The sequence below is a fragment of the Streptomyces sp. NPDC094143 genome (genome assembly GCF_040303825.1).
Taxonomy (GTDB): Bacteria; Actinomycetota; Actinomycetes; order Streptomycetales; family Streptomycetaceae; genus Streptomyces.
The window spans coordinates 94,775-117,738 of record NZ_JBEOTZ010000018.1 but is presented as its reverse complement, the minus strand read 5'-3'; the positions used below and the strand labels follow the sequence as shown (position 1 = coordinate 117,738).

Genomic DNA, 22,964 nt, shown 5'->3' with positions numbered 1-22,964 from the left:
CATCGTGGCGCTAAGGCCCGGGGGCCGGGATCGGGAGGATGCCGTAGAGACCGGGCCGCGGGGCGATGAGTTCCGCGGGCGCCGTCGGTCTGCCTCCCAGGAGACGGAACCTGGAGGAACCGCGGATGACCGACACCACCCCGACCCTCGACCTCGGACCGCAGACGGCGGTCCTGGCGCGCCTGGCCGAAGGCGTCACCGACGAGCAGTTGCGGGACCCCACACCCTGCCCGGAGTACGCGGTGCGCCACCTGCTGGGGCACCTGACCGGACTGGCCGTGGCCTTCCGCGACGCCGGCCGCAAGGACCTGGGGGTCACGACCGACACCAGCCCGGGCGACGCGCTCCCGGACATCGGCCCCGGCTGGCGCGAGGAACTGCCCCGGGTCCTCGCCGAACTGGCCGAGGCCTGGCGCGACCCGGCCGCGTGGACCGGCATGGCCCGGGCCGGAGGCGTCGACCTGCCGGGCGAGGTCGCCGGGCTCGTCGCCACCGACGAACTGGTGATCCACGGCTGGGACCTGGCCCGCGCGACCGGCCGGGCGTACGCCCCCGACCCGGCGGCGCTCCGGGTCTGCCACGACTTCCTCGCCGCGAGCGTCGACGACCCGAGCCGGGGCGAGATCTTCGGCCCCGTCGTCCCCACCGGGCCCGGGGCGTCCCTGCTGGAGCGGACGGTGGGGCTGAGCGGACGGGATCCGGGGTGGAAGCCCAGGTCGTAGAAAGCGATTGCTGTTTCTTCCGTCAGAAGCATTGACGAAACAAACGCGCCCTCCTACCGTCATCGCGTCGTACTTCGTACGTCATATATGAGACGCGATACGCGAGATCCGATACGCGATCCACCGTGACCGCGAGATCCGAGAGGCGCGCATGACCTCTGTGCCCACGCCGATCCCCTCCCGCACGCAGTACGTGCTGGAGGGGATCAAACACCGCATCCTGACCGGGCAGTTGACGCCGGGGCAGGCCCTGGTCGAGACCGAACTCGCCGCGCAGTTCGGGGTGTCCAAGACGCCGGTGCGGGAGGCGCTCAAGACCCTCGCCGGGACGGGACTGGTCGTGATGAGCCAGTACAAGGGCGTCACGGTGCGCATGGTGGACGCGGACATGGCGCGCGAGGTCTACGACGTCCGGCTGCTGCTGGAGCCCGAGGCGCTGCGGCGGGCCGTGCAGCGCGGCGCCTCCCTGGACGCCGCGCGCTCCGCGCTGACCCGGGCCGACGACGCCACCGACACGGCCGAACGCTCCCTGGCCAACCGGGAGTTCCACCGCGCCCTGTACCTGCCCTGCGGCAACCCGCTGCTCGGCCGCATGCTCGACGAGGTCCGCGACCAGGCCGCCCTGGTCTCCGCCGTCGCCTGGGCCGCCTCGCCCTCCTGGGAGCGGGAGGCCGGCGAGCACCGGGAGATCCTGCGGCTCGCCCTCGCCGGCGACGCCGACGGCGCGGCCCGCGCCCTCCACTCCCACATCGCGTCCTTCGTGCAGCGTGCCTTCCCCGAGGCCGCACTGGAACAGGAAGGTCAGGAATGAGCAGCGTGGCGTTCGAGACCCAGCGGGCGGCCCTGGCCGACGTGGTGGCGATCCCGGTGACCCCGTTCGCCGAGGACGGCTCCGTCGCGCCGGACACCTACCGGGCCCTGCTGCGCCGCCTGCTCGACGGCGGCATCGGGACCCTCACCCCGAACGGCAACACCGGCGAGTTCTACGCCCTCACCCCCGAGGAGCGCCGGCTGGTCACGGAGCTGACGATCGAGGAGGCCGGGGAGCGGGCCGTCGTCCTGGTCGGGGTCGGGCACGACATCCCCACCGCCGTCGCCTCCGCCCGGCACGCCCGGGAGCTCGGCGCGCAGATGGTGATGGTCCACCAGCCCGTCCACCCGTACGTCTCCCAGGCCGGCTGGGTCGACTACCACCGGGCCGTCGCCGAGGCCGTGCCCGAGCTGGGCGTCGTGCCCTACATCCGCAACGCGCAGCTCACCGGCGCCCGCCTGGCCGAACTCGCCGACGCCTGCCCGAACGTCATCGGCGTGAAGTACGCCGTGCCGGACGCCGCCAGGTTCGCCGCGTTCGCCCGGGACGCGGGCCTGGAGCGGTTCGTGTGGGTCGCCGGGCTCGCCGAGCCGTACGCCCCCTCCTACTTCTCCGCGGGCGCCACCGGCTTCACCTCCGGGCTGGTGAACGTCGCCCCGGCCGTCTCCCTGAACATGATCGAGGCGCTGCGCTCGGGCGACTACCCGGCCGCGATGAAGGTCTGGGAGCAGATCCGCCGCTTCGAGGAGCTGCGCGCCGCCAACGGCTCCGCCGACAACGTCACCGTCGTCAAGGAGGCCCTCGCCTCCCTCGGCCTGTGCCGCCGCGAGGTCCGGCCGCCGAGCAAGCCGCTGCCCGAGGGCGGGCGCGCCGAGGTCGCCGCGATCGCCGCGGGGTGGTCGATATGACCGGCCGGCTGAACCCCGAGGACCTCAGGAGCCACCAGTGGTACGGCGCCGAGGGCCAGTTGCGCACCTGGTCGCACAACGCCCGGATGCGCCAGCTCGGTTACGAGGCGGAGGAGTACCAGGGCCGCCCGGTGATCGCCGTGCTGAACACCTGGTCCGACATCAACCCCTGCCACGTCCACCTGCGCGAGCGCGCCGAGGCGGTCAAGCGGGGGGTGTGGCAGGCCGGCGGCTTCCCGCTGGAGTTCCCGGTGGCCACGCTCTCCGAGACGTACCAGAAGCCGACCCCGATGCTCTACCGCAACCTCCTCTCCATGGAGACGGAGGAGCTGCTGCGGTCGTACCCGGTCGACGCGGCGGTGCTGCTCGGCGGCTGCGACAAGTCGACGCCCGCGCTGCTCATGGGCGCGGCCTCGGCCGACGTACCGGCGCTCTTCGTCCCCGCGGGGCCGATGCTGCCCGGCCACTGGCGCGGTGAGACCCTCGGGTCGGGCACCGACATGTGGAAGTACTGGGACGAGCACCGCGCGGGCAATCTGACCGACTGCGAACTGCGCGAACTGCAGGGCGGGTTGGCCCGGTCACCCGGTCACTGCATGACCATGGGGACCGCGTCGACCATGACCGCGGCGGCGGAGGCCCTCGGCATGACGCTGCCGGGCGCCTCCTCGATCCCGGCCGTCGACTCCGGGCACGAGCGGATGGCCGCCGCCTCCGGGCGCCGCGCCGTGGAACTCGCCTGGACCGCGCTCAAGCCGTCCCGGATCCTCACCCGCGAGGCCTTCGAGGACGCCGTCACGACCGTGCTCGGGCTCGGCGGCTCCACCAACGCCGTCATCCATCTGATCGCGATGGCGGGACGCTGCGGCGTCGCACTCACCCTGGACGACTTCGACCGCATCGCCCGCACCGTGCCGGTGCTCGCCAACGTCCGGCCCGGCGGGCGGACCTACCTCATGGAGGACTTCCACTTCGCCGGCGGCCTGCCCGCGTTCCTCTCGCGGATCACCGACCTGCTGCACCTGGACCGGCCGACCGTCAACGGCACCCTGGGCGAGCAGCTCGCGGGCGCCGTCGTCCACAACGACGACGTGATCCGCCCCCGCGAGAACCCGGTGGCCGCCGAGGGCGGGGTGGCCGTGCTGCGCGGCAACCTCTGCCCGGACGGCGCGGTCATCAAGCACATCGCGGCCGAGCCTCACCTGCTCAAACACACCGGCCCCGCCGTCGTCTTCGACGACTACCGGACCATGCAGCGCACGATCAACGACCCCGAGCTGGACATCACCGCAGACAGCGTGCTGGTGCTGCGCAACGCCGGGCCCAAGGGCGGCCCCGGCATGCCCGAGTACGGCATGCTGCCGATCCCCGACCGCCTGCTGAAGCAGGGCGTGCGGGACATGGTCCGGATCTCCGACGCCCGCATGAGCGGCACGAGCTACGGCGCCTGCGCGCTGCACATCGCGCCCGAGGCGTACGTCGGCGGACCGCTCGCCCTGGTCCGCACCGGCGACTCGATCACCCTCGACGTCGAGGCCAGGATCCTCCAGCTCAACGTGGACGACGAGGAGCTGGAGCGCAGGCGGGCGCGGTGGACGCCGCCGCCCACCCGGTACGAGCGCGGCTACGGCGCGCTCTACAACGAGCAGATCACGCAGGCCGACACCGGCTGCGACTTCGAGTTCCTCGCCCGCCCGGGCCGGGTCGCCGACCCGTACGCGGGCTGAACGGCCGCACCACCCACGCACCTCAGCACGACCCGGCACGACCCTGCCCCGGCAGAAAGCGCTTGCCACGCAGGTACCGACGCACGACGTACCACGACGTACTGAGAACGGAGAACAGTCATGGCCCAAGCCGCAGCCGTGGCGAAACCGCCCGCGCCACCACGGCGGCGCCGTGCCTCCGCCACCCCGCGCAGGCTCCCGTACCTGCTGATCGCCCCGGCCGCCCTGCTCATGCTGGGCTTCATCGCCTACCCGGTCATCAGCGTCTTCTACTACAGCCTGCAGAACTACAACCCCACCAAGCCGTGGCGGAACGGATTCGCGGGCTTCGACAACTTCGTCCACGCCTTCACCGAGGACCCCGTCTTCTGGGACACCCTGGTCTTCAGCGCCAAGTGGGTCTTCGTCGAGGTCGGGCTCCAGCTGCTGTTCGGTCTCGCGCTGGCCCTCATCGTCAACCAGACCTTCGTGGGCCGGGGTCTGGGGCGCGCCCTGGTCTTCTCCCCGTGGGCCGTCTCCGGCGTGCTCACCTCCGCGATCTGGGTACTGCTCTACAACTCCCAGACGGGCATCACCCGTTACCTCGCGGACCTCGGCATCGGCTCCTACGGCACCAGCTGGCTCTCGGACACCTCCACCGTCTTCCCGGCGGCGGTCGTGGCCGACCTGTGGCGCGGGGTGCCGTTCTTCGCGATCCTCATCCTCGCCGACCTCCAGTCCGTCTCCAAGGACCTCTACGAGGCCGCCGAGGTCGACGGCGCCAGCCGCATCAAGCAGTTCTGGCACATCACGCTGCCGCACCTGAAGGACGCCATCATCCTGTCCACGCTGCTGCGGGCGGTGTGGGAGTTCAACAACGTCGACCTGCTCTACACCCTGACCGGCGGCGGACCCGCGGGCGAGACGACCACGCTGCCGCTGTACATCGCCAACACATCCGTCGATGCCCACAACTTCGGCTACGCGTCGGCCCTGACCACGGTGGCGTTCGTGATCCTGCTCTTCTGCTCGATGGTGTACCTGCGGCTGAGCAAGTTCGGAGGGGAGAGCAAGTGAGCGTCAAGGAAGCGACCAAGACGGCGCCCGCTCCCGTGCGCGCCGCCCCCGCACCGCCCCGGCCGGCCAAGCGCAACCGGGGTTGGGACGAGGCACCCCGCTGGCAGATCTACCTCCCGCTGGGCATCTACCTGCTCTTCACCCTCATCCCCTTCTACTGGATCCTGCTCTTCGCCCTGCGCCCGGCCGGCTCGACCTCCCTGGTGCCCTGGCCGATGACCTTCGACCACTTCGAGAAGGTCTGGACCGAGCGCAGCTTCGGCACCTACTTCGGCAACAGCGTCCTCGTCGGCGTCGCCACCCTGGTCATGACGACCCTCGTCGCCCTGGCCGGCGGCTACGCCCTCGCCCGGTTCGACTTCAGGATCAAGCGGGCGTTCATGCTCGCCCTGCTCTGCTCCCAGTTCGTGCCCGGCGCGCTGCTGCTGGTCCCGCTGTTCGAGATCTTCGCCGAACTGCAGATGATCAACTCGCTCGGCAGTGTCATCCTCGCCGAGACGGTCTTCCAGCTGCCGCTGTCGATGATCCTGATCAGCAACTTCATCAAGAACGTGCCGTACTCCCTGGAGGAGGCGGCCTGGGTGGACGGCTGCAACCGCATGACGGCCTTTCGGATCGTCGTGCTGCCGCTGCTGCGGCCCGGCCTGATCGCGGTCGGCTCCTTCGCCTTCGTCCACTCCTGGAACCACTTCCTGTTCGCCCTGATGTTCCTCAACAACCAGGACAAGCAGACCATCCCGGTCGGCCTGAACACCCTGATGAGCGCCGACAGCGTCGACCTGGGCGCCCTGGCGGCGGGCGGCATCATCGCGGCCGTGCCGGTCGTGGTCGTCTTCGCCTTCATCCAGAAGTGGCTGATCACCGGCTTCAGCGCGGGGGCGGTGAAGGGATGAGACGCGGACGACCGGCCGTCACGGCGAGCCCGCGGGGAGTGCTCCGCGTCCCCGTGCCCGCGCGGGCGCGGGACCTCGGCCGCGGCAGCCTCCCGGCGCACGACGGCTCGGCCTCCGAGGGGCCGGGCACCACCGGGGGCGCCGCCGCCGAAGCCGGCCACGTGCACAAGGTGACCGACCGGGCCGGGCTGGTCCGCGCCCTGGACGGCCGCAGCGACACCCCGAGCCTGCTCGCCATCCACAACGCCCGCGACTCCGGCAGCGAGCGCGATCCGACGGCCGACGCCGGCTGGACGACCGTCCTGCGCGGGCCGGTCGACAGCGCCGCCGCCGACCGGGCGGTGGCCCGCGGCGCGGGAGCGGGGAGGATCCCATGACCGGTCCCATGATCGACGCCATGAACACACCTGTGCCCGTCGTCCTCGCCGGCGCCCGCGGTCACGGCCGCTGGCACCTGGCGAACATCCGCCGCCTGCAGCACAAGGGCCTCGTCAGGCTGGCCGGCGTCTGCGAGCTGACGCCGCTGACCGCGGAGGAACTCGGCGACCTGGGCGCCCCCGAGCAGTCCGCCGACTTCGGTGCCCTGCTGGACTCCACCGGCGCCGGGATCGCGATCGTCTGCACGCCCATCCCGACCCACACCGACCTGGCGCTCACGGCGGCCGAGCGCGGGGTGCACCTGCTGCTGGAGAAGCCCCCGGCCCCCTCCTTCGCCGAGTTCCGCCGGATGGCCGACGGCGTCGCCGCCGCCGGGGTCGCCTGCCAGATCGGCTTCCAGTCGCTGGGCTCGCACGCCCTGCCCGCCGTCCGCGCGCTGATCGCCGACGGCGCGATCGGCACGCTGGTCGGGCTCGGCGGGGCCGGTGCCTGGGTGCGCGACGAGGACTACTTCCGCCGCGCCCCCTGGGCGGGCAAGCGGCGGATGAACGGCGTCGACGTGATCGACGGGGCGCTGACCAACCCCCTCGCGCACGCCGTCGCCACCGCGCTCGCCCTCGGCGGCAGCACCCGCGCCGAGGACGTCCTCGCCATCGAGACCGAGCTGCTGCGCGCCAACGCCATCGAGTCCGACGACACCTCCTGCGTCCGGATCACCACCGCCCAGGGCCACCCGGTCACCGTCGCCGCGACCCTGTGCGCCGAGCGGGCGGACGAGCCGTACGTGCTGGTGCACGGCAGCAGCGGCCGCATCACCTTCTGGTACAAGCAGGACCGCGTGCTGCTGCAGCGCGCGGGGCACGGCCCGGAGGAGTTCGAGCACGGCCGCACCGACCTGCTGGAGAACCTCGTCGACCACCTCACCACCGGTGCCGGCCTGCTGGTCCCGCCGGACGGGACCGGCGCCTTCATGAAGGTCGTGGAGGCCATCCGCACCGCTCCCGACCCGGCGCCGCTGCCGGACACCGCCTGGCACCGGATCCCCGGCGAGCGGCGCCGGGTGGTGCCCGGCATCGACGGCCTCGTCGCGGCCGCCGCCGACACCCTCTCCCTCTACTCCGAGCTGGGCGCCCCCTGGGCTGCGGCGGCGGAGCACCTGCCGAAAGAGGTGAGCACCAGATGACCAGCGGCAACGACACCGCGGTGCTGCGAGTGGCCGGCCGGCCGGTCGGCCGGTACGTCGCCCGGCCCGAGCTGCCCGCACGGCTCTCCCCGCGGCCCCATCTGCACCCCGTCACCACCCTGGCCGGCACGGCGGTCACCGAGCTCGGCCCCGCCGACCACGCACACCACCTCGGCGTCGGTGTCGCCGTTCCCGACGTCGAGGGGTTCAACTTCTGGGGCGGGCGCACCTACGTCCGCGACCAGGGCCCGACCGAGCTGGACAACCACGGCTCCCAGCGGCACGTCACCTTCCAGCTGCGCGACCCCGACGGCTTCGTGGAGGAGCTGCGCTGGGTCGCCGCGGGCGCTGAGCTGCTGCGCGAGCGCCGCACGGTCGCGGCCACCGAACTCACCGACCGGACCTGGGCGCTGGACCTCACCTTCTCGCTCACCAACGTCACGAGCAGCCCGCTGTCGATCGGCAGCCCCGCGACCAACGGACGCCCGGGCGCGGCCTACGGCGGCTTCTTCTGGCGGGCCCGCAAGGAGGCCGCCGCGCCGGAGGTCTTCACGGCCGACGCCGAGGGCGAGGCCGCGGTGCACGGCAGGCGTGCCGACTGGCTCGCCCTGGCCGGGTCCGGCTGGACGCTGGTCTTCGCCGGGGCCACCGAACGGACCCGGCGCGACCCGTGGCTCGTGCGGACCGAGGAGTACCCCGGGGTCGGTTCCTCGCTGGCGTACGACGAGCGGCTGCCGATCCCGCCGGGGGAGACCGTCGTCCGCCGGATCGTCACCGTCGTCGCCGACGGCCGCCTCGGCCGGGACGCCGCCGCGTCCCTCGTCCGCAAGGCGGTGAGCCCGTGACCGCCGAGACGTCCGCCGAGACCTACACCAACCCCGTCCTCGACGCCGACTGGTCGGATCCGGACGTCGTCCGTGTCGGCGACGACTTCTACCTGACCGCCTCCAGCTTCGGCCGCGCCCCCGGCCTGCCCCTGCTGCACTCCCGCGACCTGGTCAACTGGACCCTGGTCGGACACGCCCTGGAACGCCTGGAACCCGCGGCGGCGTTCGCCACGCCCCGGCACGACTGCGGCGTGTGGGCCCCGTCCCTGCGCTACCACGACGAACGCTTCTGGATCTTCTGGGGCGACCCCGACCAGGGCGTCTTCCAGACCAACGCCCCCGGCATCGAGGGCCCCTGGAGCCGCCCGCACCTGCTGAAGGCGGGCAAGGGCCTGATCGACGCCTGCCCCCTGTGGGACGAGGAGACCGGCGAGGCCTATCTGGTGCACGCCTGGGCGAAGTCCCGCTCCGGCGTCAAGAACCGCCTCACCGGCCACCGGATGCGCCCCGACGGCACCGAACTCCTCGACGAGGGCAAGGTGATCGTCGACGGTGACCGCATCCCCGGCTGGTTCACCCTCGAAGGGCCCAAGCTGTACCGGCACGACGGCTGGTTCTGGATCCTCGCCCCCGCCGGGGGAGTGGAGACCGGCTGGCAGGGCGCCTTCCGCTCACGCGGCTTCTTCGGGCCGTACGAGGAGCGGATCGTGCTGGAGCAGAAGGACACCGAGGTCAACGGACCTCACCAGGGCGGCTGGGTGCGCACCCCGTCCGGGGAGGACTGGTTCCTGCACTTCCAGCAGCGCGGCCCCTACGGCCGGGTCGTGCACCTCCAGCCGATGCGCTGGGGGCAGGACGGCTGGCCGGTGCTCGGGGACGACGGCGCCCCCGTCGCCGTGCACCGCCGTCCCGCCCTGCCGCCCCAGCCGCCCGCCGCTCCGGTCACCGACGACGACTTCCCCGGCGGACGGTTCGGCCGCCAGTGGCAGTGGACGGCCAACCCGGGCGACGGCTGGGCCACCCAGCACTCAGGGGACGGACTCCGGCTGACCTGCGTCCGCTCGGCCGACGCCCACGACCTGCGGAAACTGCCGAACGTGCTCACCCAGCGGCTGCCCGGCAAGCCCTGCACGGCCGAGGTGGAGCTGCGGCTCGACAGCGAGGAGCCCGGGGCGCGGGCCGGACTCGCGGTGCTCGGCGACGCGTTCTCCTGGATCGGCCTGCAGCGGGGCACGGACGGCACCGTGCACCTGGTGCACCGGTTCGCCGAGGGCGTCGCGGAGGCCGAGCGGGACGCCGCCCACCCGCGGCTCGCCTCCGAAGGCCGGGTCCGGCTGCGGATCGAGATCGGCGCCGGCGCCCGCTGCCGCTTCTCCGCCGACACCGGCGACGGCTTCCGGCCCTCCGGTCCGGTCTTCGCCGCGACCCCGTGGCGCTGGGTCGGCGCCCTGCTCGGCCTCGTCGCGCTCGCGCCCGCCGGACCCGGTCACGCCGGTGTCGCGACCTTCACCCGGTTCAGAGTCACGCCCTCGTAAGTCACCACGCTCGTAGGCCTGTTGGGAGCCGCAATGACGCACTTCCGTAGCAAGCGCCGGTCCGGACCGGGGCGGCCCGGCACGGTCGTGGCCGCCGTGCTCGGCCTCGTCGCCGCGCTGGGCATCGGGACGATCGGGGACGCCCGGGCGGCCGAGCCGCGGCGGACCGCGCCCGCGGCGGACCGCTGGAGCGACCGGCCGCACGGCTTCGCCTCCCTCGCCGGCGGCACCTCCGGCGGGGCGGGCGGCAAGGTCGTCACCGTCACCGACCAGGCCGCGCTCACCAAGTACGCGGCGGCCGAGGAGCCGTACGTCATCCGCGTCCAGGGCTCCCTGGACATGGACCCGTTCGGCACGGAGATACCCGTCGCCTCCGACAAGACCATCATCGGCGTCAGCGACACCGCCGAGATCGTCCACGGCGGGTTCACCCTCGGCCCCGGCACGCACAACGTGATCATCCGCAACCTCACGATCCGCGACACCGCCGTCGAGGGCGACTGGGACTGCAAGGGCACCGACTACGACGGCATCCGCCTCGACACCGCGCACCACGTGTGGATCGACCACATACGGTTCTCGCGGATCTGCGACGGCCAGCTCGACATCCGCAAGGACAGCGAGTACGTAACCGTCTCCTACAACCGGTTCACCGACAACAACAAGACCTTCGGCATCGGCTGGACCCCGAACGTCCGGACGCAGATCACCGTCGACCACAACTGGTTCCGCAACACCAAGCAGCGCAACCCGTCCGCCGACAACTGCGCCTACGCGCACCTCTACAACAACTACCTGTCCTCCCAGCTCGCCGACGGCGACCCCGTGTGGACCTACGGGAACTGGGCGCGCGGCCGGACGAGGATGGTCGTCGAGAACAGCTACTACGACGGCGTCCAGCACCCCTACCAGGCCGACGCCACCGCCGAGCTGGTGCAGCGCGGGTCGGTCCTCCGGGACACGACCGGCCGGCACGACGCCTGGGGCACGGCGTTCGACCCGCGGGAGTTCTACGCCTACCGGCTCGACCCGGCCGCCGCCGTGCCCGCGCTGGTGAAGCGGTTCTCCGGACCGCAGAAGCGGATCGGCGGACCGGTCACGCTGCACGTCCCGGGCGACCACCCGACCGTGCAGGCCGCCGTGGACGCCGTGCCCGACGGCAACGACCTGCCGGTACGGATCGACATCGCGCCGGGCACCTACCGCGAGAAGGTGGTGATCCCGGCGGGCAGGCCGCACATCGAGCTGCGCGGCACCGGACGGCACCGCTCCGACACCGTCGTCGTCTTCGGCACGCCCGCCGAGTACGGCGGATCGACGGGGAGCGCCACCGTCCGCATCGCCGCCGACGACGTCACCGCACGCCACCTCACCTTCAGCAACGACTTCGACGAGGCCGCGCACGGGCTGAAGGGCGAGCAGGCCCTGGCGGTGAAGACGACCGGCGACCGGATCGTCTTCGAGGACACGGCCTTCCTGGGCAACCAGGACACCCTGATGACCGACAGCCCGAAACCGACCACCGTCAGCCGGGTCTACATCCGCGACTCCCATGTCGAGGGCGACGTCGACTTCCTCTACGGCCGGGCCACGACGGTCGTGGAACGGTCGGTGATCCGGGCCCTGAGCCGCGGCTCGGACACCAACAACGGCTACCTCACCGCCCCTTCGACCTGGAAGGGCAACCCGTACGGGTTCCTGATCACCCGGTCGAGGATCGTCAGCGACGCCCCCGCCGGGACCTTCCACCTGGGCCGGCCCTGGCACCCGGGCGGCGAGCCCGACGCGATCGGCCGGGTGCTGATCCGTGACACCGAGCTGCCGGCCGCGATCAAGGCCTCGCCGTGGACCGACATGAGCGGGTTCTCGTGGAGGGACGCGAGGTTCGCCGAGTACCGCAATCACGGCCCGGGCGCCACGGTCACCGCCGACCGTCCGCAGCTCACCCCGCACCAGGCGCGGTCCCACACCGTCGCCGCCTACCTCAAGGGCACGGACGGCTGGGCACCCCACGCCCGTCACTGACCCCCCACACCCTCAAGTTCCGCCCATCCGGAAGAAGAAGAGAGCCGACCAATGAAGATCAGCAATCGCAGAAGCAGGCGCGCCGCCACGGCCGTCGCCCTGGGGGCCGTACTCGCGCTGACCGCGACCGCCTGCGGCGACGACGGCAGCGGGGCGGGCGGCGACAAGGGCGCCGAGGGAAGCGGCAAGGGCAAGATCGTCTTCTGGGACAACAACGGCGGTGTCCGCACCGAGATCTGGAAGGAGATCATCGCCGACTTCGAGAAGGCCAACCCGGACATCGACGTCGAGTACGTCGGGATCGCCTCGACCGAGTACCAGTCGAAGGTCGACACCGCCCTGCAGGGCGGCGGCCTGCCGGACGTCGGCGGCGTGGGCGCGGCGATGCTCGCCGGGTTCGCCGCGCAGGGCGCGCTGGAGCCGCTCGATGACCGGCTCGCCGGGTCGTCCCTGAACGGCAAGCTCAACAAGGACATGGTCGAGTCGCTCAAGGCGGCCGGCGGTGGCGACGACAAGCTGTACTCGATCCCGACCTCCGCGAACAACGGCGTGCTGTACTACCGCACCGACCTGTTCGAGAAGGCGGGGCTGCAGGAGCCCACGACCTGGGAGCGGTTCTACGAGGCCGCGGAGAAGCTGACCAACAGGGGCAAGAACGAGTTCGGCTACACCATCCGCGGGGGTGCCGGCTCCATCGCCCAGGCGCTGGACGCGATGTACGGGCAGTCCGGGATCACGTCGTTCTGGGACTCCAGCGGTGAGAAGACCACCGTCAACGACCCGAAGAACGTCGAGGCGCTGGAGAAGTACGCGGCGCTGTACAAGAAGGCTACCCCGGCCGCCGACCTGAACAACGACTTCACCAAGATGGTCGCGCAGTGGGACTCCGGCACGATCGGGATGCTGAACCACAACCTCGGGTCGTACCAGGACCATGTGAAGGCGCTCGGCGTCGACAAGTTCCGCGGCATCCCGCAGCCGACCGGGCCCGGCGGGAAGCGGGTGCAGGTGTCCAACCCGGTGGACGGCCTGGGGCTGTTCAAGAGCGGCAAGAACAAGGAAGCCGCCTGGAAGTTCATCGAGTTCGCCACGTCCAAGGCGGAGAACTCCAAGTTCAACGAGGCGGCGGGGCAGGTTCCCTCCAACACGGACGCGGCGGGGGACGCGTGGATCTCGAAGGCGGAGCCGACGAAGCTGGCCGCTGACGCGTTGTCGGACGGATCCACGACGATCGTGCAGCTGCCGTACTACCTGCCGGACTGGAACGCGATCTCCAAGGCCGACAACGAGCCGAACTTCCAGAAGGTGCTGCTCGGGAAGATGAGTGCGAAGGAGTTCCTGGACACGATGGCCGAGCAGTTGAACACCGCGCAGGAGGAGTGGAACCAGCGGAACGGGTGAGTGGCTGCCGGGTTTCGCCGTGGGACGGCCTGTGCGTTGCGGGGTGCGGGCCGTCCCGGGCCGGTCGCGCAGTTCCCCGCGCCCCTGGGGCACATACCATCCGCCGTTCGGAAGGAACTCCGCGTGTCTCTCAGCCGTAGACGAGTGGCTGCCGCCGGAATGGGCGCAGTCCCTCTCGCACTCGCGTTCGGCGGCGGCGCGCATGCGCGTGGTCGCCGCACCCTCCACATCGCCGGCGACTCCACCGCCGCCCAGAAGTACGCGGACGCCGCGCCGGAGACCGGGTGGGGAATGGCGTTGCCGTTCTTCCTCCGCAAGGACCTGGTGGTCGCCAACCACGCGGTGAACGGGCGGAGTTCCAAGAGCTTCGCCGACGAGGGGCGGCTCGCTGCCGTGCTCTCCGTGACACGGCCCGGGGATCTGCTGTTCATCCAGTTCGGGCACAACGACGCGAAGGCGGAGGATCCCGCCCGTCATACCGAGCCCTGGTCGACGTATCAGGACTATCTGCGGCGGTACGTCGACGGGGCTCGCGCCCGGGGGGCGCGGCCGGTGCTCGCCACGTCCGTGGAGCGGCGCCGGTTCGACGCGAGCGGCAAGGCCCTGCCGACGCACGGGGAGTACCCGGCGGCCATGCGGGCGCTCGCGGCCGAGGAGCGGGTCGCGCTGCTCGACCTCCAGGCGCTCTCGCTCGCCCTGTGGCAGGAGCTGGGGCCCGAGGAGACGAAGAAGTACTTCAACTGGACCGCCACCGAACAGGACAACACGCACTTCAACCCGCCGGGAGCCATCGCCGTGGCGCGGCTCGTGGCACGGGAGTCGCTGCAACGCCGGGTGCTCGGCCCGCGGGACGTGCGGCGGCTGGACGAGCCGGTTCCCGAGTCCTGGATCGGCTGGCCGCGGGCCACCTCGTAACACCCCCGACGACGCAGGAAGAGAGCCGCACCATGAACGTTCGCAAGTGTCATGATCGTGTCATTGGGAGAGCGGTGGTGCTGGCCGGCTGCACCGCGCTCGTCCTCGCCCTCACCGGCACCGGTGCCCAGGCCGGGCCCCGGGACGCGGCCCGCCAGACCCTGGCCGCCGGAGACGGCTGGGGCTCGTACGGCACGGGCACCACGGGCGGGGCCGCCGCCGACGCCGCGCACGTCCACACCGTCACCACCTGGGAACAGTTCCGGGCCGCCCTGGAGGACGGCGGGACGGCGCCCCGGATCATCAAGGTGAAGGGGATGATCGACGCCGTCTCCCAGGGCTGCGACGCGTTCGCGGCCGAGGGGTACGACCTGGGGAAGTACCTCGCCGCCTACGACCCCGCCGTCTGGGGCCACGACCGGCCGGTCAGCGGTGAGCAGGAGGAGCTGCGGGCCGCGTCCGCGGCCAACCAGGACAAGGCCATCAAGGCGAACGTGCCCGCCGACACCACGATCATCGGCGTCGGCAAGGGCGCGGGCATCCTCGGCGGCAGCCTGCAGATCAAGGGCGTCGACAACGTCATCGTCCGCAACCTCACCTTCGAGGCGCCGGTCGACTGCTTCCCGCAGTGGGACCCGACCGACGACAACAAGACCGGCGCCTGGAACTCCGAGTACGACGGCGTGGTCGTCCACGGGTCGACCCATGTGTGGATCGACCACAACACGCTCACCGACGGCCGTCACCCGGACAGTTCGCTGCCGACGTACTTCGGCAAGACCTACCAGCAGCACGACGGGCTGCTCGACGTCGTGCGGGGCTCCAACCACGTGACGGTGTCCTGGAACTCGTTCCGGGACCACGACAAGACCATGCTGATCGGCAACAGCGACAGCGCCACCGCCGACGACACGGGCAAGCTGAAGGTCACCCTGCACCACAACCGCTTCGAGGGCATCGTCGAACGGGCGCCGCGCGTGCGCTTCGGGCAGGTCGACTCGTACAACAACCACTTCGTCGTCACCAAGGACCAGAAGTGGGGTTACGTCTACGGCATCGGCAAGGAGTCCCGGCTCGTCGCCGAGCACAACGCCTTCACGCTGGCGAAGGGCCTCAGCCCGGCGAAGATCCTCAAGAAGTGGAGCGAGGCGCCGGTCACCGCGAACGCCAACGTCGTCAACGGCAGGCCCGTCGACCTGATCGCCGTGCACAACGCGGAGATCCCCGGCGAGACGCTCCAGCCGGGCGCCGGCTGGACGCCGACGCTGCGGACCCGGATCGACCCCGCGAAGGCCGTGCCCGGCATCGTCGACGCCCGGGCGGGCGCCGGACGCGTGTGCTGATCCGATCACAACGCAGCGGCCGGGGCGGGTCAGCGCCGCCTCCCGCCCCGGCCCCTTCCCTCCCCGCACATCCGCCGCACGCCAAGGAGCAGCCGCATGTCCGCGCAGCCCCACCGTTCCGTCTCCCGCCGGGGGTTCCTCGCCGCGGGCGCCGCGGCCGGCGCCGCCCTCGGCCTCGCGCCCGGGCCCGCGCGGGCCGCCGCGCGTCCGCGCCCGTTCGGCCGGTACGGCTCACCGGCCGCCCGCCGGGACCCCCGGACCCTGTACGTCCACCCCGGCGGCGCCGGTGACGTCACCACCGTCCGGGACGCCGTGGCCGCCGCGAACGGCCCCGGGTACACCCTGGTCATCGCCCCGGGCGTCTACCGGCAGACGGTCTCCGTCGACCCGGCCCGCACCGGCACGACCTGGATCGGCGCGAGCGAGGATCCGCGTGACGTGGTGATCGTGTACGACAACGCGGCCGGGACGCCCAAGCCGGGCGGCGGCACCTACGGCACCAGCGGTTCCGCCACCGCCACCGTCCAGGCCGACGGGTTCACCGCCCGCTGGATCACCTTCGCCAACGACTGGCTGCGCGCCGACCACCCCGGCGTCACCGGCACGCAGGCCGTCGCCCTCAAGGTCCAGGGCGACCGGTCGGCCTTCCACCACTGCCGGTTCCTCGGGCACCAGGACACCCTGTACGCCGACTCCCTGGCCCTCGGCGCCTTCGCCCGCCAGTACTTCGCCCACTGCTACGCCGAGGGGGACGTCGACTTCGTCTTCGGGCGGGCGACGGCCGTGTTCGAGCGGTGCCACTTCCGGACGCTGTCGCGGACCGACCTGTCCGGCGCCCCGTACGGGTTCGTGTTCGCGCCGTCGACCGCCGGGGCCAACCCGCACGGCTACCTCGTCACCCGCGGCCGCGTCAGCAGCGAGGCCCCGGACGGCTTCTACAAGCTGGCCCGGCCCTGGGTGCCCAGCTCCGACCTCACCGCCCGGCCCATGCTCACCGTCCGGGACACCTGGCTCGGCCCGGGCATCGACGCGGTCGCCCCGTACGCCGACATGCGCGCTGCCCACCCGTGGCAGAGCATGCGGTTCGCCGAGTACCGCAACACCGGCCCGGGCGCGAAGGTGACCGTCCCCGAGAACCGGCCCCACCTCACGGACGAACAGGCCCGGTCCGCGACCCGCGCCGCCCACCTCGGCGACTGGGAGCCGTGGAAGGAGAACTGCTGAGCGGGACGGCGGGGGTCGTGGACGGTCCGCTGCCCGGCTTCCACCCGGCGCTGAAGGACGCCCTGACCTTCCCGCTGGCCTGGGGCCGGTCCCCGGTCCGCGACACCCGGGCCTGGCGCCGGGCCGCCCGGGCGGCCGTCGAGCGGCATCTGCTCGTCGAGCGGCAGGACGGGGTGCCGTTCGCGCCGGAGTTCACCGGCCGCGTCCCGGGCGAGGGGTACGACCGGGAGCTGGTGACCGTCTCCCTCACCCGCTACGCACGGGTGCGCGGCGCCCTGCTCACCCCGCACGGCCGCGGTCCCTTCCCGGCCGTGCTGCTCCTGCACGACCACGGCTCCCGCTTCGACATCGGCAAGGAGAAGCTCGTCCGCCCCTGGTACGACGACACCCGCCTCGCCTCCGCCACCGCCTGGGCGGACCGCTGCTACGGCGGGCGGTTCGTCGGCGACGAACTGGCCCGGCGGGGGCATGTGGTGCTGTGCCTGGACGCGCTCGGCTGGGGCGACCGCGGGCCCCTCGCCTACGAGCAGCAGCAGGCGCTGGCGGCCGGCCTCTTCCACCTCGGCTCCTCGCTCGCCGGGCTCATGGCCCGGGAGGACGAACGGGCCGCCGCCTTCCTGGCGGGACTCGACCGGGTCGACGCCCGGCGGGTCGCGGCCGTCGGCTTCTCCATGGGCGCCTACCGGGCCTGGCAGGCCGCCGCCCTCAGCGACCACGTGGCGGCCGCCGCGAGCGTCTGCTGGATGACCGGGCTCAAGGAGGTGATGGTGCCCGGCAACAACACCCTGCGCGGGCAGTCCGCGTACTGCATGCTCCACCCCGGGCTCGCCCGGCACCTCGACCTGCCGGACGTGGCGAGCATCGCCGCGCCCAAGCCGGCGCTGTTCTTCCACGGCGGCCTGGACCCGCTGTTCCCGGCCGAGGGCGTGCGGGTCGCGTACGACAGGCTGCGTGCCGTGTGGCGTGCGCGGAACGCCGGGGACCGGATACGGGTGAAGACGTGGCCGGAGCTGGGCCACGTCTTCACCGCCCTGATGCAGGACGAGGTCCTCAGCTGGCTCGACGACGTCCTGTGAGGCTCACCGCCGTACCGGCTCGATCCCCTCAAGCGTCGGTGTCACCGGCTCGATGGAGCCGTCGGCCGTGAACTCCATGCGGTCGACCGTCGTCTCGCGGTGCATGCCGTCGCCGCCCGGCCTGCCGGGGCCGTCGAGGGCGAAGCGGTGGTAGACGACGTACCAGTCGTCGGTGCCGGGGGTGTTCACCACCGAGTGGTGACCGGTGCCGAGGATGCCGTACTCGGGCCGCTTCTGGAGGATCGTGCCGCGCTTGGTCCACGGGCCGAGCGGGGACGGCCCGGTCGCGTACGCCACGTGGTAGTTCTCGCTGCGGGTGTCGTCCTCCGACCACATGAAGTAGTACGTGCCCTTCCGCTTGATCACGAAGGAGCCCTCGCGGAAGTTCGCCGGGGTGATGTCCCGCACCCTCGACGCGTCGAACGACACCATGTCGTCGGCGAGCGGCACCACGTACCCGCGGCCGTTGCCCCAGTACAGGTAGGCCTGGCCGTCGTCGTCCGTGAAGACCGCCGGGTCGATCATCTGGCCCAGCAGCGATCCGCCCTTGGCGACCAGCGGCTTGCCGAGCGCGTCCTCGAAGGGGCCGGCGGGGGAGTCGGCCACCGCCACGCCGATCTGCTGCTCGGCGCAGAAGTAGAAGTAGTACGTGCCGTTCCGCTCGGCGATCGCGGGCGCCCAGGCGTACTTGTCGGCCCAGCTCACGTCCGGCCCGAGGTCGAGGATGACACCGTGGTCCTTCCAGTGGACCAGGTCCTTCGACGAGTACGCCTTGAACTTCGTGCCGCTCCAGCCCTGGAAGCCGTCGGTCGTGGGGTAGATCCAGTAGCGGCCGTCCAGGCGGTGCACGTCGGGGTCGGCGTTCAGGCCGGGCAGCAGCGGGCTGCGGGTGCGGACCGCCTCGACCGTCCAGGTCCGCTTGGTGCCGTCGGCGGCCGTGACCGTGTACGTCCGCGGCCTGCGGAAGTCGCGGCGGGTGCCCGACGTCGGGCTCAGCGTGGCGCCCTCACCGACCCACAGCTTCGGGGCGAGACGCCGCAGGTCGGCGCCCGGCTCCATCGGCAGCACCACCTTGGAGGCGCTGTCCGTGACGATCGCGTACCCCTTCTGGTGCCTGGCCGTCGCGTCCACCACCGAGGTGGGCGTGGCCGGGTACGCGGCCAGCAGACGGTCGTACTCCTGCTGCGTGACCGGCAGGACCGTGCCGTGCCGGGGGCTCGCCGGGAGCTGGTAGTCCGTCGACGGGGTCCACCGGCCGGAGGCGAGGTCGGTGGTCTCGAAGGGGAGGTAGCCACGGCCGCCGTACTCGTCGATGAACAGGTACCACTTCTTCTCGGTGTTCGACTTGAACACCGTCGGCCCCTCACCGCGGTCCATCGCGCCCTTGCCGATGCAGTCCGCCACGAAGTCGTACCTCGTCGACGTCAGCGAGGCCGACTTCTCGCCGGTGATGAACTTCGAGCAGGGGCCGGCGGAGCCGGGGTCACGCTCGTCCTTGGTGTAGCGGTAGTACTCGTCCCCGTACTTCACGACCGTGGAGTCGATCACCGAGTACCCCGGGTCGTTCCAGATCTCCGGCTCGCTGAAGGTGCGGAAGTCCTTCGTCGTCGCGTACAGCATCTTGTTGTACGTGTCGCCCTTGTGCTCCGGGTCGTCGTCGGCGTACAGCTTCGACGCCCAGAAGACGACATAGGAGCCGAGTTCGTCGTCCCAGTAGGCCTCCGGGGCCCAGGTGTTGCCCGCGTTGTCCGGGGAGACCCGCACCAGGCGCTGGTCGGTCCAGTGGACCAGGTCGGTGGACTCCCACACCATGATCGACTTGCTGCCGTGCCGCTGCACCTGGTCCCAGCTGCCGCTGGAGTTGCGGTACATCCGCAGGTCGGTGGCGATCAGGTAGAACTTGTCGCCCTCCGGGGAGCGGATGACGAACGGGTCGCGCAGGCCCTTCTCGCCGGTCGTGGAGGTCAGGACCGGCTTGCCGGCGTTCAGCTCGCGCCAGTGCAGCGGGTCGTTGCCCCGGCTGAGGGCGTAGCGGATCTGCTCGCCGTCGGCGGTGCCCTCGCCCGTGAAGTAGGCGAAGAGGTATCCGGCGTACTCGGGCTGCTTCACGGGTGGGGCTCCGGGGCTGCGGTGCTGTGCGGGGCCGTCAGGAGGGTCAGCAGGAGGCCGGTCAGGGCGAGGAACGGGAGCAGGAGCGTGCGGGCGATGCGGGGGCGCATGACACTTCCTGTCGGAGTCTGGGGGATTCTGTTGGATAGCGGCCCTCGGAGTGTCACCGGACGGGAGCAGGGCGTCAACGGGTGTGCGTGAGGCCGGTGGTCCGGAAACTTTCGAAACGTGCCGGGCGCCGTCCGGGCGCCGCGCACGCGCACACGACGACGCCCCCGCCGGGTGCGAACCGGCGGGGGCGTCCCGCGAACCGGCCGAGGGGGGCTCGGCCGGTGCCGTCCGACCGTCCGGAGGGGGGCTCCGGAGGGTCGTGGTGCCGGACGTCCGGCTGGGGGGCCGGACACCGGCGTCCGGCCGGGCCCAAGGGGGGACCGGGGCCGGCCGGAGTCACAGGGGGCAGGCCCTACTGGTAACTGATGTCCGAGGCCTTGAACTTGCAGGTCTTGCCGTCCGGGCCGGCCGGCTTCAGCTCCGTGGGCTCCTTGCCCGTGTTGTTGCCCTCGAAGCGCACACAGGTCTTGACCTTCTTCTTGCTGTCGCCGTGGATGCGGATCCGCGACAGCGTGGCCGTGTCACCGTAGTTGGCGTTCACCCCGACGATCGAGTTCATGGGCGCGGTCACGTCGACGTCGTCCAGCACGATCGTGCGCTTGTACTGCGTCTTGCAGTTGCCGCAGGAGCGGACCAGCTTGCCGGCGTTCTGCACCTGGAAGCCCGAGACGTTCAGCGTGCCGGCGCCGTTGAACTGCAGCACCTTGTCGTCGGCGTTCCTCGCACCGCCGCCGATCACCTTGTACACCGCCGAGGAGGACTTGCCCTTGAAGCTGGCCGCGTCCTCGCCGACGTCCGTCCACCACACGTTCTGCAGCGTGCAACTGCCCTTGCAGTGCACGCCGTCGGCGGCCGGGGTGCCGATGATGACGTTCTTCAGCACCGCGCCGTCGGCGAGCTCGAAGAGGGGATCCTGGCCCTCGTCCTGGCTGTCACCGCCGAGCGCGCCGGTGCCGTAGAACATCTTCATCCCGCCGTCGCGGACACCGGAGACCGCGATGGTCTCCGACACGGGCGTCTTGCCCTTGTCCGTGGGCCAGGAGGACGCGGCGCCCGCCGTCGACAGCATCGACGTCGTGATGACCGCCGCTCCGGTGATGCCCAACGCCGACACCCCGGCGATCACCGCCCGCCGCTTGGTGACCCGGCGGCGGTGGCGGACGCGCTGTTCTGCTGGTGCAGTCATGTACCGATTCCTCAGATGGGTGGTGACTCTTGCGCGAAGTGGTCGCCACCGGTGAGGAAAGGGTTGCCGCGTCCTCCGGTTTTTTTCACGAGTCGTCCTCGCCGCCGTCCACGGCGGCGAAACCACCGCCGACCGACAGCTGCCGGGAACCGGCCGCAGCCGTCACCGAGTAGCGGTCCGCGCCCGCGTCCCGGCCCCCGCGGTCGTGGTCGTACTGCCCGGCGAACACCCACTCGCCCGCCGGGACCGTACGGTCCTCCTTGAGCGTCCAGGTGTAGACGAGGAAGCCGTCCTCCTCGGCGACCGTGAGCGTGAAGTCGCCCTCGGGCAGGGAGCGCCAGGCGCCCGCTTCGGAGACACCGCCGGTCTGCGCGATCCGCAACCGCACGGTCAGCGCGGTCAGTTGCTCGCGGTTCTTGAGGGTGACGTTGCTCTGCGCCCAGAAGTCGTTGCTGTGCGGGTCGACCGAGCCGTCCGACCACAGCGGCCCGTCCTCGGTCGCGGCCGGCGTCCGCTGCGGGGCGGAAGGGCTCGGCGGGCGCGAGGGCGGCGGGCTCGACCGCCGCTCCTCGGGCGAGCTGCTCGGCGCGGGGTCCACCGGCGGTGCGGGCGCCCGGCTCGTCGCCCGCGGCGACGGCGTGGGCGTCGGCGACGTCGCCACCTCCCGCTGCCGCGGGGCGGCCTCCTCCTTCACCGCGGAAGCGACCGCGTACCCGCCTACCGCCAGCACCCCCGCCACCGCGGCCGTCGCGCCCGCCACCCGCAGCCAGCCGACCACCGGCGGACGCGTCGCCCGATGGCCGGAAGCGGCCGGACCGGTCATCCCGCGCTCGACCCGGGCCAGGATCCGCTCCCGGTCCGGCTCGTGCCCCCCGGCCGCCTCGTGCAGCCGGGCGCGCAGCTCCTCGTGCACGTCCCGCCGCATCGTCATCGGTCCCTTCCTCCGCCCTCACCGGTGCGCACCCCTTCCACGGCGGGTGAGCAGCGGGGAGCGCCCAACGCCGCGTGCATCCGCTGCGGCACCCCCTGCGTACCCAGCAGCCGCTGGAGTTCGGCCATCCCCTTCGAGGTCTGGCTCTTCACCGTACCCACCGAGACGCCGAGGGCGAGCGCGGTGTCCTTCTCCGAGAGGTCGAAGGCGTGCCGCAGCACCACACAGGCCCGTTTGCGGAACGGCAGCCTGCGCAGGGCCTCCCGGACGTCGACGACGCCCGCGACGTCGGGGTTCTCGGTCCGCTCCTCCCGCTGCGACCAGAACAGCGCGACGCGCCGCCGCTCGCGCACCGCGCTGCGGATGCGGGTACGGGCCAGGTTGGCCACCACTCCGCGGGCGTACGCCGCCGGATGGTCGGCCGCGCGCACCCGGTCCCAGCGGTGCCACAGCGCCAGCAACGCGTCCGCCGCCAGGTCGTCGGCGGTGTCCGGTTCGCCCGTCAGCAGGAAGGCCAGCCGGGACAGTTCGGCGTAGTGGCGCTCGAAGAAGGCGTGGAACTCCACGGAGGCGGCGTCGTCGACGACTGTGCCCACGGGCGAC

At 72.0% G+C, this 22,964-nt stretch carries 19 protein-coding genes and 1 pseudogene; 16 read left to right on the top strand and 4 right to left on the bottom strand.

What is annotated here, in order from left to right; genetic code table 11:
* The first annotated feature begins 125 nt into the window (after positions 1–125).
* The 16 genes from ABTZ58_RS23170 (at position 126) to ABTZ58_RS23095 (ending at position 18,024) form a co-directional block, all read left to right on the top strand.
* Entirely contained in the window at positions 126–722 is a 597-nt protein-coding gene (locus ABTZ58_RS23170; protein ID WP_351359774.1) for a TIGR03086 family metal-binding protein, read from the top strand.
* Between the two features lie 151 nt (positions 723–873).
* Positions 874–1,533: a GntR family transcriptional regulator gene (locus tag ABTZ58_RS23165; RefSeq protein WP_309097558.1), complete on the top strand. Its 660-nt coding sequence runs from the start codon at positions 874–876 to the stop codon at positions 1,531–1,533.
* The gene (locus ABTZ58_RS23160; protein WP_351359770.1) at positions 1,530–2,441 is read left to right on the top strand and encodes a dihydrodipicolinate synthase family protein; all 912 of its coding nucleotides are present in this window, start codon (positions 1,530–1,532) and stop codon (positions 2,439–2,441) included. Before ABTZ58_RS23165 ends, ABTZ58_RS23160 begins: the two co-directional genes overlap by 4 nt.
* On the top strand, positions 2,438–4,168 hold the full coding sequence (araD, locus tag ABTZ58_RS23155; protein ID WP_351359767.1) for an L-arabinonate dehydratase: 1,731 nt from the start codon (positions 2,438–2,440) through the stop codon (positions 4,166–4,168). Before ABTZ58_RS23160 ends, araD begins: the two co-directional genes overlap by 4 nt.
* 120 nt (positions 4,169–4,288) lie before the next feature.
* Complete coding sequence (locus ABTZ58_RS23150; protein WP_351359764.1) at positions 4,289–5,224, top strand: carbohydrate ABC transporter permease; 936 nt, start codon at positions 4,289–4,291, stop codon at positions 5,222–5,224.
* Entirely contained in the window at positions 5,221–6,117 is an 897-nt protein-coding gene (locus ABTZ58_RS23145) for a carbohydrate ABC transporter permease (RefSeq protein WP_351359761.1), read from the top strand. The genes ABTZ58_RS23150 and ABTZ58_RS23145 overlap by 4 nt, the downstream gene beginning before the upstream one ends.
* Positions 6,114–6,494, top strand: coding sequence for a hypothetical protein (locus tag ABTZ58_RS23140; RefSeq protein ID WP_351359758.1), 381 nt, complete (start codon positions 6,114–6,116; stop codon positions 6,492–6,494). The genes ABTZ58_RS23145 and ABTZ58_RS23140 overlap by 4 nt, the downstream gene beginning before the upstream one ends.
* Positions 6,491–7,678: a Gfo/Idh/MocA family protein gene (locus ABTZ58_RS23135; RefSeq protein ID WP_351359755.1), complete on the top strand. Its 1,188-nt coding sequence runs from the start codon at positions 6,491–6,493 to the stop codon at positions 7,676–7,678. The genes ABTZ58_RS23140 and ABTZ58_RS23135 overlap by 4 nt, the downstream gene beginning before the upstream one ends.
* Positions 7,675–8,523, top strand: coding sequence for a DUF6807 domain-containing protein (locus tag ABTZ58_RS23130; protein WP_351359752.1), 849 nt, complete (start codon positions 7,675–7,677; stop codon positions 8,521–8,523). The genes ABTZ58_RS23135 and ABTZ58_RS23130 overlap by 4 nt, the downstream gene beginning before the upstream one ends.
* Positions 8,520–10,040 (top strand): glycoside hydrolase family 43 protein, encoded by a 1,521-nt coding sequence (locus ABTZ58_RS23125; protein ID WP_351359749.1) that lies wholly within the window; start codon positions 8,520–8,522, stop codon positions 10,038–10,040. The genes ABTZ58_RS23130 and ABTZ58_RS23125 overlap by 4 nt, the downstream gene beginning before the upstream one ends.
* 33 nt (positions 10,041–10,073) lie before the next feature.
* Positions 10,074–12,065 carry a pectinesterase family protein gene (locus tag ABTZ58_RS23120; protein WP_351359746.1) on the top strand — a complete coding sequence of 664 codons (1,992 nt, stop codon included), beginning with the start codon at positions 10,074–10,076 and terminating at the stop codon, positions 12,063–12,065.
* 51 nt (positions 12,066–12,116) lie between these two features.
* Positions 12,117–13,466: an ABC transporter substrate-binding protein gene (locus ABTZ58_RS23115; RefSeq protein ID WP_351359743.1), complete on the top strand. Its 1,350-nt coding sequence runs from the start codon at positions 12,117–12,119 to the stop codon at positions 13,464–13,466.
* A 123-nt stretch (positions 13,467–13,589) separates the two neighbouring features.
* Positions 13,590–14,381, top strand: coding sequence for a rhamnogalacturonan acetylesterase (locus ABTZ58_RS23110; protein ID WP_351359740.1), 792 nt, complete (start codon positions 13,590–13,592; stop codon positions 14,379–14,381).
* A 32-nt stretch (positions 14,382–14,413) separates the two neighbouring features.
* Entirely contained in the window at positions 14,414–15,724 is a 1,311-nt protein-coding gene (locus ABTZ58_RS23105; protein ID WP_351359737.1) for a pectate lyase family protein, read from the top strand.
* 96 nt (positions 15,725–15,820) lie between these two features.
* Positions 15,821–16,948 carry a pectinesterase family protein gene (locus tag ABTZ58_RS23100; RefSeq protein WP_351359734.1) on the top strand — a complete coding sequence of 376 codons (1,128 nt, stop codon included), beginning with the start codon at positions 15,821–15,823 and terminating at the stop codon, positions 16,946–16,948.
* Positions 16,930–18,024, top strand: a complete 1,095-nt coding sequence (locus ABTZ58_RS23095) for a dienelactone hydrolase family protein (protein WP_351359731.1) — start codon at positions 16,930–16,932, stop codon at positions 18,022–18,024. Before ABTZ58_RS23100 ends, ABTZ58_RS23095 begins: the two co-directional genes overlap by 19 nt.
* Positions 18,025–18,027: 3 nt before the next feature.
* On the opposite strand, the pseudogene ABTZ58_RS23090 reads toward ABTZ58_RS23095, so the two are convergent.
* The 4 genes and pseudogenes from ABTZ58_RS23090 to ABTZ58_RS23075 all read right to left on the bottom strand — a co-directional run bounded on the left by ABTZ58_RS23090 (position 18,028) and on the right by ABTZ58_RS23075 (position 22,957).
* Positions 18,028–20,243 (bottom strand): annotated as a pseudogene (locus ABTZ58_RS23090) (glycoside hydrolase family 43 protein).
* 353 nt (positions 20,244–20,596) lie between these two features.
* Complete coding sequence (locus ABTZ58_RS23085) at positions 20,597–21,430, bottom strand: pectate lyase (protein WP_351359728.1); 834 nt, start codon at positions 21,428–21,430, stop codon at positions 20,597–20,599.
* Positions 21,431–21,515: 85 nt separating this feature from the next.
* Complete coding sequence (locus ABTZ58_RS23080) at positions 21,516–22,361, bottom strand: hypothetical protein (RefSeq protein WP_351359725.1); 846 nt, start codon at positions 22,359–22,361, stop codon at positions 21,516–21,518.
* Positions 22,358–22,957: a SigE family RNA polymerase sigma factor gene (locus ABTZ58_RS23075; protein WP_351359722.1), complete on the bottom strand. Its 600-nt coding sequence runs from the start codon at positions 22,955–22,957 to the stop codon at positions 22,358–22,360. The genes ABTZ58_RS23080 and ABTZ58_RS23075 overlap by 4 nt, the downstream gene beginning before the upstream one ends.
* Between the last annotated feature and the right edge of the window lie 7 nt (positions 22,958–22,964).